The sequence below is a fragment of the Psychrobacillus mangrovi genome (genome assembly GCF_037104765.1).
GTDB classification, from domain to species: Bacteria; Bacillota; Bacilli; order Bacillales_A; family Planococcaceae; genus Psychrobacillus; species Psychrobacillus mangrovi.
In genome coordinates this window covers 14,168-29,496 of the sequence record NZ_JBAWSY010000003.1, presented here as the reverse complement: position 1 = coordinate 29,496, position 15,329 = coordinate 14,168, and the positions used below count along the sequence as shown (strand labels likewise).

Sequence of the window (15,329 nt, the reverse complement as noted above, 5' to 3'; positions counted from 1 at the left end):
CCTTTTTTGTTTATCTGGAACTTTTGAGCGGTCTGGTTTAGGGTTTAGGGGAATATTTACTATTATATAATCATTCGCGCTCGCCGAACGTCGTGCGACTTACAAGGCGCGAATGCCAGTGGTTTCTTTTGAAAATGATTAATGTATATTCTATTAAATGTTCACGAAATGCAGATTCTGCTTTCACTCTCTTTATTGAAAGGTACTGTATCCTCGGACATTTCTAGGATGTGCGCCTTAAACGCTGCAACTGCGCGAGGAAAGAGACTCCGTTAAGGCGATTCATTAATATATATACTTTTATGAAATTATGTTAAATGCTATAGTGCTGGCTATTTAAAATCCTGCACTCTTTAATTCTTGGATGTCTCCCCCGAACTGGATTCTTCCAATTTTACCTTCCTCAGGACATATAGCCTCCCCTATCAATTGATGGGTAGAAGTCTTACCCGCACTGTTTACAAATTCAACCTCAAACGTAAAACGATAAATAGTAGGATGATCTTCTTGTTTCACTACAATATTGCTAACGTTCATTTTATAATCAACGTTATCCGCCCTTGTAAAATAAGATTGATAATCAAAAGCAAAATTAGTAGAAATAAGCTTGTCAAATGCATTATTAGTAAAGTAGGGTTTGTAGGTTTTTTCAACAAATTCCTCGTAAGCCGTCCATTCTGGTGTACCATCCGGGGACGCACCATTTACACCTTCCGGAAGATTACTCATTATTTCCGCCATTTTCACATCGATATCTTTTTGCAAGCGTACATACTCTTCATTGGGACCAGTGAATTCTTTTTCTACAACAGCACAAATCGCTGTTATATTTTTATCTTCATTCTCTTACCCCCTCATTTAAATTCATATTACTACTTCTCCATCCTCCAAAATTACCTTCTTATTTATATGAAATTACACAGTATTCCAACAATGACATATCTAATATAAATACGTTCTTATGAAAGAAGAGTTTCATTAATTCTCAATAAACCAAACCTATGCAGATTTGTTGAAGAATCCTAGCATAACGGATGGATAGCGAGCGACTTATATTGTAATTTTGGATAAAAATAGATACGTCTGAAAACATTGATAGAGGATTTGTTCGAAGTTTCTAAAATGGCAATAGCATTGAGGCTAGCAAAAAACACTCCGCGACATTGAGAATCTAACGAAAATCGCCTGATTTCTTCGCGGAAAAATGAACTTTCCAACTAAGTACCCTAAAATTCCAACTAAAGCAGCCATTTTTCCAACTAAACACTCCAATATTCCAACTAAATCTGTACAGCCAGCAAAAAACGCTCCAGTTGAAAAGAAAATCCTTATAGAAAAAGAAGAAAGAATACTTTCAAACAATTGAAATTAATAATACAAGAAAAAAGCACTGCTGTTTGAAGTGAAATCTATTACAGATTTGCGTCAAATTACAGTGCTTTTAGTTATATATTTTATTGAAATTTTTACAATTTGTGATTCTGAACAGAACCCGTTACGACAAAAGAGTTTTTTCTTTATTCATTCTCTTTCGCAACCTTCTTAAGAGGCAGATCGTAAAGCAGACTTGTGACAATCGCAAAGATCATCAAACTAGTTAAAGTAAGGATCATCATAGGTGTACCGTAAGCTTCTACTAAAATTCCACCGATGAAAGGTCCAATCATTCTACCTATAGTCGCCATACTATTGACAATCCCTTGATAAAAGCCTTCTCTGCCTTTAGGAGCTAATTTATCAGCAAGTGTAGGTACCGCAGGCCAAACGAACATTTCACCGATAGTCAATATAACCATAGCTGTTATAAACATAGTGTAGCTTTCAGCAAAAGCAACCACAACAAATGATCCCATGAAAATCACGATTCCTAAAATCATTTGTGCTTTAATCTTATTTTCCAATCTATTAATAATTGGTTTAATAAGAGGTTGTCCAGCTATTATGAGCGCCCCATTTATTGTCCATAATAAACTATATTGTTTTAATGTTATTCCTAAATCAAGCACATGTGTAGAAATCGTTGAAGTCCACTGTACATAAACAATCCATGTTAACATGTAACCAATTGTTACAATCATCATTGCATAAAAAGGAGCTTTTTGATTTATTTTCTTTTGTTCATTAAAAACAGCTACATGTTTATTAGTTGTTGATGACATATTACGATAAAAGAATAGAGCAACAAATAAAAATAACACATATGTTAGTAAATTCGCTAGAAAGATATTATTTATATTATGGCTTGCAACTAATCCTGCAATTGCCGGCCCTATGGCTACACCTAAATTTTGTGCCAAATAAATAGAGTTAAAAGCTTTTCTTCCACCTTCTGGCCAAACACTTCCTACCATTGCATACATGCTTGGGAAAATAATACCACCACTAAAACCTAAAATAGCTACAAACCAAATATATTCTGGCCACCCGTGCCAAAATGTTAAAAGTATTAAAGGAACTATTGATAAAACAATACCAAGAACAATAGACTTATATCCGCCAATATGATCAAACAAATAACCACCAAGTAAGTTACCAATAACACCAGTCCCGGCATTTATCATGAGAACAAATCCTGCAACAGTTAAAGATTGCCCCAAATAATCATGCATATAAATTGTATGTAATGGCCACAAAAAAGAATTTCCTGTCGTATTAATAAACATTCCAATAATTAAAAGCCACACTGCTTTTGGCAATAAAAACACCTCATTTCTCTTTGCACTCTGAACATTGTATTCCTTTTCAGATTGCACTTCAAGATGTTGCTACAAACTTAACAAAGTCATGTTAAAATAATCCTTTAAGGAGGAGTCAAAATGACCGAAAATCAATTACCTTTTCCTTCTGATGGGAAAAGATACTATACTTGGAATCGCTATTTACGAGATATGTTTAATCAAAAAATTTTCAAAGTAGCTCTTGATGCCGGGTTTGATTGCCCTAATAGAGATGGTACTGTTGCATATGGAGGCTGTACTTTTTGTAGTGTAGCAGGAAGCGGTGACTTTGCAGGCGATAAAGTCGATTCCATTCCTGTGCAATTTGAAAAAATAAAAGCCAAAATGCACGAAAAATGGAAAGCGGGAAAATACATTGCTTATTTTCAGGCATATACAAATACTCATGCACCATTGCCTATTCTAAAAGAAAAATTTGAAGCGGCTCTTTCCTTAGAAGGGGTCGTTGGGATTTCCATTGCGACTAGACCAGATTGTTTACCGGATGATGTTGTAGAATATCTAGCTGAACTCAATGAACGGACCTTTTTATGGATAGAACTAGGATTGCAAACTGTTCATGAAAGAACTGCTAACTTGGTCAATCGTGCTCACGATTACCCTACTTATATAGAAGGAGTAAATAAGTTAAGAAAACATGGCATTCGAATTTGCACACATATTATTAATGGTTTACCTTTGGAAGATAGAGATATGATGATGGAAACCGCCAGAGAAGTAGCTAAACTCGATGTTCAAGGCATAAAAATTCATTTATTACATTTACTCAAAGGAACACCAATGGTGAAACAATATGAAAAAGGAAAACTGGAATTTATGGAACGAGATGCATATATCCAACTAGTAACAGATCAGTTAGAGATTTTACCTCCAGAAATGATTGTACAACGTATCACGGGTGATGGTCCTATAGACTTAATGATCGGACCGATGTGGAGTGTAAACAAATGGGATGTATTAAATGGAATTGACGCAGAATTAGCTAAACGCGAGAGTTATCAAGGAAAATTTTATCAAAAGACTGGTGTTTTGAAATGAAATTAAAAAGAGTTTTACCTTTTGCCAAGGAATTATTGGCTTCAGTTATTCAACAAGGAGATTACGTAGTGGATGCAACAGCTGGCAATGGGCATGATACATTATTTTTAGCACAATTGGTTGGAGAAACTGGGCATGTTTATGCATTTGATGTACAAGCCGAGGCACTAAAATCTACTGAGGAGAAATTAGTTGAATCAAATTTAAATTGTAGAGCTACTCTTATATTAGATGGGCATGAACATGTTTCAGCCTATGTTCAAAAGGAACTTTCTGCTGCTATTTTCAATCTCGGGTACTTACCTGGTAGCAATCATCAAATTGTGACAAAAGGAAATTCCACAATTCAAGCTATAGAATCTCTTTTAGGGATGTTGAAAATAGGTGGTTTTATTGTATTAGTTGTTTATCACGGACATGCCGGTGGTAAAGAAGAAAAAGATGCAATCTTAAATTATGTACAACAATTACCCCAATCCTACGCGCATGTACTTTGCTATCAATTTTTAAATCAACAGAATAACCCACCTTTTATTATCGCTATAGAAAAGATGAAAGCATCCTAAATTATTTGTCTACTTCTTTGCATATTTTAAAAGAGCATGGAGAAACTAAATAGAAAAGCCTAGGCGCTCGGAATGTAATTGTAATAGAGATTAATTATTCTTATCAATTTGTAAAGGAGAATTCCATGCCTAAAATTGCTTCTATTAGTACATATAATCCTCCATATGCATTGGAGCAATCCAATATTGAACAATTAACAAAAGAATTGTTTCAAGATAAAATTGCGCAATTAGATAGATTATTAAAAGTTTTTGAAAATGGAGATATTGATACTCGCTATTTTTGTGTACCATTAGAGTGGCATCAGAAAGAGCATTCATTTGAAGAACGAAATGATCTTTATATTGAGCTTGCAACAAAATATAGTGTAGAAGTAATTCAAGCTTGCCTAAGTAATACTTCTTTTCTAAAAGGTACTCTTAAGCCCGAGGAGATTGACGCAATCATATTTGTAAGCAGTACTGGTATATCTACTCCAAGTATCGATGCTCGAGTAATGAACCATCTTCCTTTTTCTGACCGAACGAAGCGTATTCCGATTTGGGGTTTAGGTTGCGCCGGTGGAGCTGCGGGAGTTAGTAGAGCATTCGATTATTGCAAAGCTCATCCTAAAGCTAAAGTACTTGTTGTTTGTGTAGAATTATGTAGCCTTACATTTCAACCAAATGATTATTCCAAAAGTAATCTAATAGGTGCTTCTCTATTTGCTGATGGGGCGGCATGCGTCTTAGTTTGTGGTGAAGAAGTTTTATTGGAAACAAATAAACGAGTCCCTTCTATTATAAATACCGCTTCTAAATGGATGCCCGATTCCGAAAATGTAATGGGCTGGGATATTAAGAATAACGGATTACATGTTGTTTTCTCGAAAAGCATACCTTCTATTATTTCAAGCTGGCTTGGACCATTTATCCATGAATTTATGGAAGAACAACGGATTTCAGTAGATCTGCTTAAGAATTTTGTCGCTCATCCTGGAGGTAAAAAAGTATTACAAGCATATGAGGAAACTCTTCAACTTGAGGAAAACCAAACAGCTATTTCACGTGATGTATTAAAAAAACATGGAAACATGTCTTCACCTACCGTGCTCTATGTCTTGGAGCAATTTATGCTAAAAGATCATAAGATGGACGAATTGGGACTATTAATAGCTCTTGGACCTGGTTTTTGTGGGGAAGCAGTTTTGCTAAATTGGAGTGATTAACATGTTGTTATTTTACATTATTATTTCTCTAGTGATAATTCAAAGATTAACGGAAGTTTTTATAGCTAAACGAAATGAAAAAAAAATGCTTGCGCAAGGTGCTTATGAAGTAGGTGCTTCTCACTATCCATATATGGTGGCTCTTCACATCAGCTTTTTTGTTAGCTTAATTGCAGAAGTTTTAATTTTTGAGCGAGGCATTTCTCCTTTATTCCCTTTATTTTTGCTAATTTTTTTATTTGTGCAATGTTTACGTATTTGGTGTTTAGCAACTTTGGGTACTTTTTGGAATACGAAAATAATTATTTTGCCTGGTGCCAATGTTGTTTCAAAGGGACCATACCTCTTTATCAAACATCCAAATTATGTAGTTGTATGTATTGAAATAGTACTGTTGCCACTAATGTTTCAAGCATATTTGACAGCTCTTTGTTTCACTCTTTTGAATCTTGCTATGCTCTCAGTTCGAATACCTTTGGAAGAAAATGCTTTAAGTGAAGCTACTAATTATAATGAAGAATTTAAAAAGAAGATTTCGGCTTCCTAACCGAAATCTTCTTTTATTTATCTTTTCATTTCTTTATTCGCTGCTTCTTCAACTGCTCTTGCCACTAAATGATGTACCCTAGGGTCAAGAGGGTTGGGTATTAACTCACCCGGTTTTGTATGTTCTACTATAGCTTGTGCTGCTGCAATTAACATCGTATAAGTAATTTTCTTTGCACCTGCATCTAAAGCTCCTTTAAATATCCCAGGGAAGCCAATAACATTATTAACAGAGCGACCGTCCGCTGCGAAGGCAGCTCCTGCCGCAATTGCAGTAGATGGTAGAATCTCTGGATTTGGATTAGATAGAGCTAAAATAATTTGATCTTTTCTTACCATTTCAGGTTTAATTAATCCTGAAACTCCTGTAGTTGCAATTATAATATCACAAGTTTCCATAAGCTCTTCTAATGAAGCGATCGTTTGGCCACCATATTTAATCAATCGATTTTGAGCCTCTTCTTGACGATCCAATCCATACACTTCTTCTACTCCATAAGCCATCAACATACGGCAAATAGCTAGTCCAGCTGCACCAAGTCCAATTTGACCGACTACAGCAGTCTTTGGATCAACTCCAGTTGCTTTACACGCAGATAATATCGCAGCAAGAGCAACAACAGCCGTCCCATGCTGATCATCATGCATTACTGGAATAGGAAGTTCCGCTTTTAGACGCTCTTCAATTTCAAAGCAATGAGGAGATCCAATGTCCTCAAGTAGTATTGCACCAAAACCTTGATGAATATGTTTTACAGTTTCGACAATTTCATCGGGATCGCTTGTATTTAACAATATAGGTATTCCGCTTAAACCAACAAATTGATCTAATAGAACTGCTTTCCCTTCCATAACAGGCATACCGGCAACTGAACCAATATTACCTAAACCTAAAATAGCTGTACCATCAGTTACGATTGCTACTGAACTCCCGATGGATGTAAAATAATTTGCTTTCTCCGGATTATGTACAATTTCCATACAAACACTTGCAACACCTGGTGTATAAATTCTTTGTAAATCTCCTAATGAGCGCACATCAAGTTGGCTCTTCATTGCGATTTTTCCACCTTCATGAGCTTTCAGTACATCATCTGTAACTGCATGAATCTTAACACCATTCCCGATGGCTTCAATATTAGAAATAATTTCTTGTAATTGCTCTTCAGATTTATAGGTGATTGAAATATCGCGAACTGTTGTTAAAGCACCACTTTTTAACGTCGTAATATCACCAATATCCCCTTCCGCCATTCCTATTGCTGTTGCTACTTTCGCAAAATTTCCGGGTTTAGAAGGTGTCTCAACTATAAAATTTCGAATAATATGTTGGTTTTGCATGTATATTCTCCTAACTTTAGCTCTTTCAATCATAAATTATAACATAAAAAAGATTAATAAATGTAGATTCATTTATTAATGTTCTTCATAACAACTCTAATAGACACTATAATGCAAACCATACGGACGAGCGCTTTCCGCACCCTAGAAATGAGCCAACGCAGGGTGCGTCGTTCGTTTCACTCACTCCCATACCCTTACGCGGAGTCTCATTCTTCACGCTCATGCGGCGTGTAAGGCGCACATCCTGATAACACCTGCGGTTAAAGTTTCGTATTCATTACATCACAGTATGATGTATATAATCATGTTTTTGAAACTTTGTACTTATTACTAATAGATTCGTAACATAGGATAACGCCAGGATCTTTAACAAAGTCAAAATCTAATAAAATTATATAAAAATCTGACTTTATATAAATTATCAAACAATATAACCAATAGACCTTAAAACATTATTAATAAAGGCATGAGAATACTCAAATATCTCTTCCCTTTCCGGCTCCTGAAATAAGTCATGAAAACAATTTTTCCACGATTTATATTGATACTCAGTGAGGTCTTGCTTTTTAAGCCACGCTGCAGCGGATGTGGTATCAGCAATCTTATCGCGTTCAGCTGTCATTAATAATACGGGAACATTTGGTATTGATTCGGTTGATTGCAAGATACTTTTCATAAGTAATTGTAGTTCTATGTACCAAGCATTTGAAACGATTGTATGATATGTCGGGTCGTTTAAAAATTGTTGATAAATATCGTAATTTCTCGTTAATTCCTTTAGCTGTATATCATGGTTAATCTTTTGTTGTAAAGGTAACTTTGCTAGTGCATTCGTCCATTTAGAAGGTTGTTTTTTTAGATGTATCCAAGGAGAGGTTAAAATGACACCAGCATATTCTATTTGTAATTTATGCAACACTTTAATAAGTAGGGTTGCTCCAAGTCCATGCCCTAGTATAAATATAGGTAGGTTATAAGAAACTGCTACTTGTAAAGCAGAAGTTATATAATCTTTATAATGATCAAATGATTCATTATGTATTTGTTTTCCTCTTGTCTGTTCACCATGTCCTGGTAAGTCCCCCATCACAATATGACAGTTAGAACTTCTAAATTTTTCTATTAACCAAGCATATCTTCTATGATGTTCATATGCACTATGAACAATGACAACTACTGCTTTAGGTTTTTCTTCTGCTTCCCATTTCCACATGAACATCACCTCTTGTTTTTATTTATACAGAATGTGTACTTCTATATGTTTGATTATTTTTTTTCATTTGATAACATTAATTATATTCTATTTATATAAGGAGCGTGAGCATATTGATTTATCCATTTAAAGGCAAAAATCCATCAATTGATGAATCTGCATTCATCGCTGATTATGTCACAATTACAGGTGATGTGACAATCGGACAAGAGTCTACAATTTGGTTTAATACGGTAATCAGAGGTGACGTTGCTCCTACGATTATTGGACGAAGAGTGAGTATCCAAGATTTATGTTGTTTACACCAAAGCCCCAATACCCCTCTAGTTATCGAAGATGAAGTAACTATTGGACACCAAGTAACTTTACATAGCTGTACGATTCGAAAAGGTGCATTGGTTGGAATGGGCTCAATAATACTAGACGGAGCGGAAATTGGTGAAGGTGCATTTATTGGTGCTGGAAGTTTAGTTACCCAAGGTAAGAAAATCCCACCAAACACACTTGCTATGGGCAGTCCCGCACGAGTTGTTCGCGAGCTAACAGATGAAGACAAAAAAGACGTCCAACGTATCATTCGTGAATACGTTGAAAAAGGGCAATATTATAAATCCCTACAAAAATAAGCTTAATTTTTTAACTTCTTTGTGATTAGCAAAGATTTGAAAGGTGACACTCAATTATCTGCATTTGCGCTGGCCGCACGTTCGCATGAGCTAGCGCATTTCGCTGTCTCATATGGCACGTCATGCTGCTCGCAAGTGGCGAATGCAGGTGTCTTCTCTTGATAATTATAAATGACGTTCTATTAAATGTTCGACAATAAATAATATCGAAATGCAGATTCTGTATTCACTCTTTTTATTGGTACTGTATCATTGGATGTTTTAGGATGTACGCTTTATAGTCACAAGAGCGCGAAGAATGATACCCCGTAAAGGACGTAGGAGCGATGTAGGAGCTACTTATCCTGCGAAGGCTCATGCGTAGCGTGCGGCAAGCGCACATCCGTTAGTAGCTACTATATGCGTATCTAAATGTTTGGAATAGCGGATCCTGTATCATTTTATTTTTAAAATGTTCTACATCGGAATTTCTAGGATGTGCGCCTTACAAGCCGCAAGAGCGCGAAGAATGAGACCACGTAAAGGATGTGGGAGCGACGTAGGAGCGACTCATCCTGCGGAGGCTCATGCGTAGCGTGCGGCAAGCGCACATCCGAGTAACTGATCTATATCCGTGCTGTTATTTAGTTCACGGTGATAATCAAGGATTTGAAAGGTGACACTCATCTATCTGCATTCGCGCTGGCCGCACGTCCGCATGAGCCGCTGTATGCGCTAGCGCATTTCGCTGTCTCATACGGCACGTCATGCGGCTCGCAAGGCGCGAATGCAAGTGTCGCTCTTAAAATTAAGTAAAGTAGATTCTATTTATTTTTTTGACAATCATAAGTCTAGAATAGAGAATCTAGCGTTAATTTCTTTATTAAATTAATACTGTAAAAAAGGATGTTTCCAGGATGTGCGCCTTCTAATAATTCATTAAAAACTCACTATTATAAATTCAAACACAAAGAAGAGGCTTTCCTATATAAAAGGAAGCCTCTTCTTCATTTATTTCTTATAAACCAGCTTTTTGTTTTAATAAGTCTGCTTTATCTGTTCTTTCCCATGGTGCGTCAATATCAGTACGACCAAAATGTCCATAAGCAGCAGTTTGCTTGTAAATTGGACGACGAAGATCTAGCATTTTAATAATACCTGCTGGACGAAGGTCAAACAATTCACGAATATGTGAAACTAATTTTGCCTCTTCGATTTTTCCAGTACCAAAAGTATCTATTGCGATTGATACAGGCTGTGCAACACCAATTGCATAAGCAAGCTGTACTTCACAACGATCAGCAAGTCCTGCAGCAACTATGTTTTTTGCAACATAACGAGCAGCATACGCAGCCGAACGGTCAACTTTTGTTGGATCCTTACCAGAGAATGCACCGCCACCATGACGAGCATATCCACCGTAAGTATCTACAATAATTTTACGACCTGTTAAACCTGCATCACCTTGTGGACCACCAATTACGAATCGACCAGTAGGGTTAATGAAATATTTTGTATTTTCATCAATTAAATTAGCAGGAACAATTGGATTGATTACTAATTCTTTTAGATCTTTTTGAATTTGTTCTAACGTTACTTCCGGATGATGCTGAGTTGAAATAACAATTGTATCAATATGAACAGGATTGTTATTTTCATCATACTCCACAGTTACTTGTGTTTTGCCGTCTGGACGTAAATAGTTTAATGTTTCGTCTTTACGAACGTCTGCTAAACGACGAGCCAACTGATGAGCTAAACTAATTGGAAGTGGCATAAGTTCAGGTGTTTCATTACATGCATAACCAAACATTAAACCTTGGTCTCCTGCTCCAATAGCTTCAATATCAGAATCTGTCATAGATCCTTCGCGCGCTTCTAAAGCTTGATCCACCCCTTGTGCAATATCAGCCGATTGCTCATCTATAGCAGTTAAAACTGCAGATGTTTCTGAGTCAAAACCGTATTTTGCACGAGTATAACCAATTTCTTTAATAGTAGAACGAACTACTTTTGGAATATCTACATAAGTAGATGTTGTAATTTCCCCTGCAACTAATACTAATCCAGTAGTCACTGTTGTTTCACAAGCAACACGTGCGTTTGGATCTTCTGTAAGAATTGCATCTAGAATTGCATCTGAAATTTGATCACAAATTTTATCTGGATGCCCTTCTGTAACTGATTCAGATGTAAATAATCTGCGTTGTGTCATAGAATATTCCTCCTATATCCTGCGAGATTTCTCTCAAGAATTGATACGGTACTCATTCCCATGTCAAGCCATTTCAAATAGATTAAACTTGAAGCCGTTTCGGACTTGGCACACAAGGATAAAGGGCGATGTTATAAAAAAAACCTCTCACTCACGTATGTTTACATGAGGAAAGGCTATTAATATCATAAGCACCTTTCACTCTTATCAATCAAGGAATCTCACCTTGTCTCAGGTTGGGCACCTTTGCAATAGAAAAATTACAGGTTGCCGGGTTTCATAGGGCCTGACCCCTCCACCAGCTCGGGATAAGAGTATCCGTTCAATTTATCATCATACGTATTTTGTCACTTCATGTCAACATTTATTTGTTGACAATTTATTCACAAACAAAAAATAATCAGTTGATTAGTGTAGACTATTTAGTCAAATGTGTTATACTATTTCACATATGAATGATATATCCCTTTACTATTATAGGGAAAACAATAAAAAGGATGGTATATACTATATGAATTCAATCGATACTGTGAGTGAACTGAACGAATTGTTAACTGGAGAGAATGTAAACATTCAATTATCAGTACCGCAACTTGTGGAAAAAGCAACATCAAGAGGCGAGGCTGTTTTAACATCTACAGGAGCAGTGAAAGCAGAAACAGGTAAATATACAGGTCGTTCTCCACAAGATAAGTATATTGTTGATGAACCTATTTCAAGAGACAAAATCGATTGGGGTCCTGTGAACCAACCAATTTCTTCTGAAATTTTCGAATCATTATATAAAAAAGTAACAAAATACCTTGCAGAACAAGAAGAACTATTTGTATTTAAAGGATTCGCTGGTGCTGATAAAGAGTCACGTTTAGGTATTCAAGTAGTAAATGAGTATGCATGGCACAACCTTTTTGCACATCAATTATTCATTCGCCCTTCAGAAGAAGAACTTGTAAACCACAAAGCAGATTTTACTATTGTAAGTGCGCCAAACTTTAAGGCAGATCCTTCTATAGACGGAACAAATTCCGAAACATTTATTATCGTCTCAATGGAAAAACGCATTGTATTAATCGGCGGTACTGAATATGCTGGTGAAATGAAAAAATCTATATTCTCTATTATGAACTATTTACTGCCAGAAGCAAATATTTTACCTATGCACTGTTCTGCAAACGTTGGTGAAGATGGTGATGTAGCATTATTCTTTGGTCTTTCAGGAACAGGAAAAACAACACTTTCTGCTGACGCTGGACGTAAGTTGATTGGTGATGATGAACACGGTTGGTCAGACAATGGAGTATTTAACATTGAAGGTGGATGCTACGCTAAATGTATCGACCTAACTCGTGAAAATGAGCCTCAAATTTTTGACGCGATTACATTTGGAACGGTTTTAGAAAACGTTGTAGTAGATTCTGAAACACGTATCGCTAATTATGCTGATAATTCTTTAACTGAGAATACACGTGCTGCATACCCAATTCAATATATCGATAATATTGTAGATCCTTCTGTAGCGGGTCACCCAAATACAATTATTTTCTTAACTGCTGATGCTTTTGGCGTATTGCCTCCAATCAGTAAATTAACGAAAGAACAAGCAATGTACCACTTCTTAAGTGGATTCACTTCTAAACTTGCAGGAACTGAGCGTGGAATTACTTCTCCACAACCAGCATTCTCTACTTGCTTCGGTTCTCCATTCCTTCCATTGCATGCAACAGTTTATGCAGAAATGCTAGGGAAGAAAATCGATGAGCACGGTGCACAAGTATTTTTAGTTAACACCGGTTGGACTGGTGGAGAATACGGGGTTGGAAGCCGTATGAAGCTTTCATATACTCGTACAATGGTACGTGCTGCAATTGAAGGTGAACTAAATGAAGTAGAAACAGAAACTGATGCGGTATTTGGATTAGCAATTCCAACACAAGTAGAAGGTGTCCCTTCTGAAGTATTAGTACCACGTAATGCTTGGGAAGATAAAGCTGCTTATGATCAAAAAGCTAGTGAGCTAGCTCAAGCTTTCTGTGAAAACTTTAAAAAGTTCGGAACAGTATCAGAAGATATTACGCTAAAAGGCGGACCTTTAGCTTAATACTTGTTGAATTAATTAAGTAAAGAGGATGTCCCATTCATTTGGAGACATCCTCTTTTTTAGTCAGCATAGTCGTCATAATAATGTGTTATTACGGAGGGAGAAAAGATGGATACAAAGTTATTTGCCACTTCTTCGTTCACTTTATACAATATAATTTCGGAACCGTAATGACCTATTTCTAATCGTTCATCTCCATCCACATGAAAGAACATCTTGAACCATTTCAAACCACCTTTAAGATCGATTGAACTATTTCTAAAGAATAGGCGGTTTTCCTCATTTAAATTGATTGTTAACACTTTTATCAATCCTTCGTCCATAACAGAAACAGCCCTTGGACTTAACTCTTCAATGACATCCAGCTCTTCCTTCCAACAATGGATAACTACTTCATGAAACTCATTTGTATACTTGTCCCAAAGATCTATCCAAAAGCTTGTATTCATTGCAAATGAAGACTTTTCATTCGTACTGATTGTTTCTCCGGTTATAACAATATTACCCATCTATTAAACCCCTTTCTGCGTTTTCATCCATACACACGCATCTTTCACCACTTGTCGATTTACTTTACTTGGAAAGAAATGTGTGAAGTCTTCGTAATACCATTTTTCTACAACTTTATTATTCCCTATTAATGCTTCTTCTAAAACCTTTGCATGCTCAAATGAAACATTCAAATCCTTCATACCATGAATGATAAGTGTTGCTGCTCCTATATCTTGAATATGGGTAAGAGCATTACGATTGTCGTAGGCTTCTACGTTATTCGTCGGTGTACCTCCAATAACTCGTTTCATCATTCTTCTCATATCTGTTCGTTCATCATAAGTTAAAAATATATCTGAAACACCAGCCCACGTTACGATGGAAGTAATATCATTTCGCAATATTGCAATCCAAAGAGCCATAATACCGCCACGTGAAAAGGCAAATAAGTGAATACGATTAGTATGACAATATTGCTTTAATATATCTACCGCATAAACTGCATCCCATCTATCTTCACCAGCAAATTCATCTCGCCCTTCCCCTCCGCGGTTTCCACGATAATATGGCGCAAATACGATAAAACCTTCCGAGGCAATTTGTGCAATTCGGGCTGGTCTTACCATGCCAATACTTTGCATACCACCCCTGCAATATAGGATGCCATCATAAGAGCCCCTTTTTTTAGGCTCCGCTAGCATTCCTTTTACTCTGTATCCGCATGACCAATATGTTATTTCAGTTAGCATAATACGCGGATTTGGTGATGGATAACTTCTAATACTCTCGATTGTTCCATTTTCCTTCAAGCGCAATCACCTTTTCTAATATAGCTTTCATTCCAGCATCTCTCATATGAAAACTTAAATTATTATTATGTAATAAATCATCCGTGCTTAACCAAAGTGCACCGTCTGTTTCAAAGTTTGTGCTCTCAACTTCAATATGCCCGACCTCTGCAATAAACACAGCTTTACAAAATGGTTTCTCCTCATATACAAGATATTCTGCAAACCACTCAACATTTTTTATCTCAACGTTTGTCTCTTCTATTGTTTCTCTTAAAGCTGCTTCTATTACGGATTCTTTCCCTTCCACTTTCCCTCCTGGAAACTCTATACCCCTTTTTGGATGCAATGTTAATAGCCAATTATTTTGATGTTTGGCGATTACTAATACATGCCTTGCCTCAATAGAAAAAGTATCTTTTTCAAAAGACAATTCTACTCGATTTCCATTTAAATCCAGAAATGAAATCATTTAAAC

15 protein-coding genes and 1 riboswitch are annotated in these 15,329 nt (G+C 36.3%); of the genes, 7 read left to right on the top strand and 8 right to left on the bottom strand.

Features of this window, described 5'->3' with window-relative positions:
• Positions 1 to 336: 336 nt before the first annotated feature.
• Entirely contained in the window at positions 337 to 765 is a 429-nt protein-coding gene (locus WAX74_RS06115) for a hypothetical protein (protein ID WP_336496773.1), read from the bottom strand.
• A gap of 439 nt (positions 766 to 1,204) precedes the next feature.
• Here WAX74_RS06115 and WAX74_RS06110 point away from each other — a divergent pair, with 439 nt between their 5' ends.
• A complete protein-coding gene (locus WAX74_RS06110) occupies positions 1,205 to 1,366 on the top strand; it encodes a hypothetical protein (protein ID WP_336496772.1) in 162 nt (53 codons plus the stop codon).
• Between the two features lie 151 nt (positions 1,367 to 1,517).
• On the opposite strand, the gene WAX74_RS06105 is transcribed toward WAX74_RS06110, so the two are convergent.
• Positions 1,518 to 2,696, bottom strand: coding sequence for an MDR family MFS transporter (locus WAX74_RS06105; RefSeq protein ID WP_336496771.1), 1,179 nt, complete (start codon positions 2,694 to 2,696; stop codon positions 1,518 to 1,520).
• A 120-nt stretch (positions 2,697 to 2,816) separates the two neighbouring features.
• On the opposite strand from WAX74_RS06105, the gene mnmL reads away from it, so the two are divergent.
• From mnmL to WAX74_RS06085, 4 genes are all read left to right on the top strand, one after another.
• On the top strand, positions 2,817 to 3,776 hold the full coding sequence (gene mnmL, locus WAX74_RS06100) for a tRNA modification radical SAM protein MnmL/YtqA (RefSeq protein WP_336496770.1): 960 nt from the start codon (positions 2,817 to 2,819) through the stop codon (positions 3,774 to 3,776).
• Complete coding sequence (gene mnmM / locus WAX74_RS06095) at positions 3,773 to 4,342, top strand: tRNA 5-(aminomethyl)-2-thiouridylate-methyltransferase MnmM (protein WP_336496769.1); 570 nt, start codon at positions 3,773 to 3,775, stop codon at positions 4,340 to 4,342. Before mnmL ends, mnmM begins: the two co-directional genes overlap by 4 nt.
• Before the next feature lie 125 nt (positions 4,343 to 4,467).
• Positions 4,468 to 5,550 carry a type III polyketide synthase gene (locus WAX74_RS06090; RefSeq protein WP_336496768.1) on the top strand — a complete coding sequence of 361 codons (1,083 nt, stop codon included), beginning with the start codon at positions 4,468 to 4,470 and terminating at the stop codon, positions 5,548 to 5,550.
• Position 5,551: 1 nt separating this feature from the next.
• Positions 5,552 to 6,097, top strand: a complete 546-nt coding sequence (locus WAX74_RS06085; RefSeq protein WP_413788931.1) for an isoprenylcysteine carboxyl methyltransferase family protein — start codon at positions 5,552 to 5,554, stop codon at positions 6,095 to 6,097.
• Between the two features lie 17 nt (positions 6,098 to 6,114).
• Here WAX74_RS06085 and WAX74_RS06080 read toward each other — a convergent pair whose 3' ends face one another.
• Both WAX74_RS06080 and WAX74_RS06075 read right to left on the bottom strand, forming a co-directional pair.
• Positions 6,115 to 7,437 carry an NAD-dependent malic enzyme gene (locus tag WAX74_RS06080; protein ID WP_336496767.1) on the bottom strand — a complete coding sequence of 441 codons (1,323 nt, stop codon included), beginning with the start codon at positions 7,435 to 7,437 and terminating at the stop codon, positions 6,115 to 6,117.
• Between the two features lie 424 nt (positions 7,438 to 7,861).
• On the bottom strand, positions 7,862 to 8,653 hold the full coding sequence (locus WAX74_RS06075; protein ID WP_336496766.1) for an alpha/beta hydrolase: 792 nt from the start codon (positions 8,651 to 8,653) through the stop codon (positions 7,862 to 7,864).
• A gap of 113 nt (positions 8,654 to 8,766) precedes the next feature.
• Here WAX74_RS06075 and WAX74_RS06070 point away from each other — a divergent pair, with 113 nt between their 5' ends.
• Positions 8,767 to 9,279: a gamma carbonic anhydrase gene (locus tag WAX74_RS06070; RefSeq protein WP_336496765.1), complete on the top strand. Its 513-nt coding sequence runs from the start codon at positions 8,767 to 8,769 to the stop codon at positions 9,277 to 9,279.
• A gap of 997 nt (positions 9,280 to 10,276) precedes the next feature.
• Here WAX74_RS06070 and metK read toward each other — a convergent pair.
• The gene (gene metK, locus WAX74_RS06065; RefSeq protein ID WP_336496764.1) at positions 10,277 to 11,473 is read right to left on the bottom strand and encodes a methionine adenosyltransferase; all 1,197 of its coding nucleotides are present in this window, start codon (positions 11,471 to 11,473) and stop codon (positions 10,277 to 10,279) included.
• 201 nt (positions 11,474 to 11,674) lie between these two features.
• Positions 11,675 to 11,788, bottom strand: a riboswitch (SAM riboswitch).
• A 196-nt stretch (positions 11,789 to 11,984) separates the two neighbouring features.
• Here metK and pckA point away from each other — a divergent pair.
• Positions 11,985 to 13,571 (top strand): phosphoenolpyruvate carboxykinase (ATP), encoded by a 1,587-nt coding sequence (pckA, locus tag WAX74_RS06060; protein ID WP_336496763.1) that lies wholly within the window; start codon positions 11,985 to 11,987, stop codon positions 13,569 to 13,571.
• Between the two features lie 59 nt (positions 13,572 to 13,630).
• On the opposite strand, the gene WAX74_RS06055 is transcribed toward pckA, so the two are convergent.
• Genes WAX74_RS06055 through WAX74_RS06045 form a run of 3 tightly spaced genes read right to left on the bottom strand, consistent with a single transcriptional unit; the run spans position 13,631 to position 15,323 of the window.
• On the bottom strand, positions 13,631 to 14,080 hold the full coding sequence (locus WAX74_RS06055) for a hypothetical protein (protein ID WP_336496762.1): 450 nt from the start codon (positions 14,078 to 14,080) through the stop codon (positions 13,631 to 13,633).
• Positions 14,081 to 14,083: 3 nt separating this feature from the next.
• Positions 14,084 to 14,872, bottom strand: a complete 789-nt coding sequence (locus WAX74_RS06050; RefSeq protein WP_336496761.1) for an alpha/beta hydrolase family protein — start codon at positions 14,870 to 14,872, stop codon at positions 14,084 to 14,086.
• A complete protein-coding gene (locus tag WAX74_RS06045) occupies positions 14,841 to 15,323 on the bottom strand; it encodes an NUDIX domain-containing protein (protein ID WP_336496760.1) in 483 nt (160 codons plus the stop codon). Before WAX74_RS06045 ends, WAX74_RS06050 begins: the two co-directional genes overlap by 32 nt.
• Positions 15,324 to 15,329 lie beyond the last annotated feature (6 nt).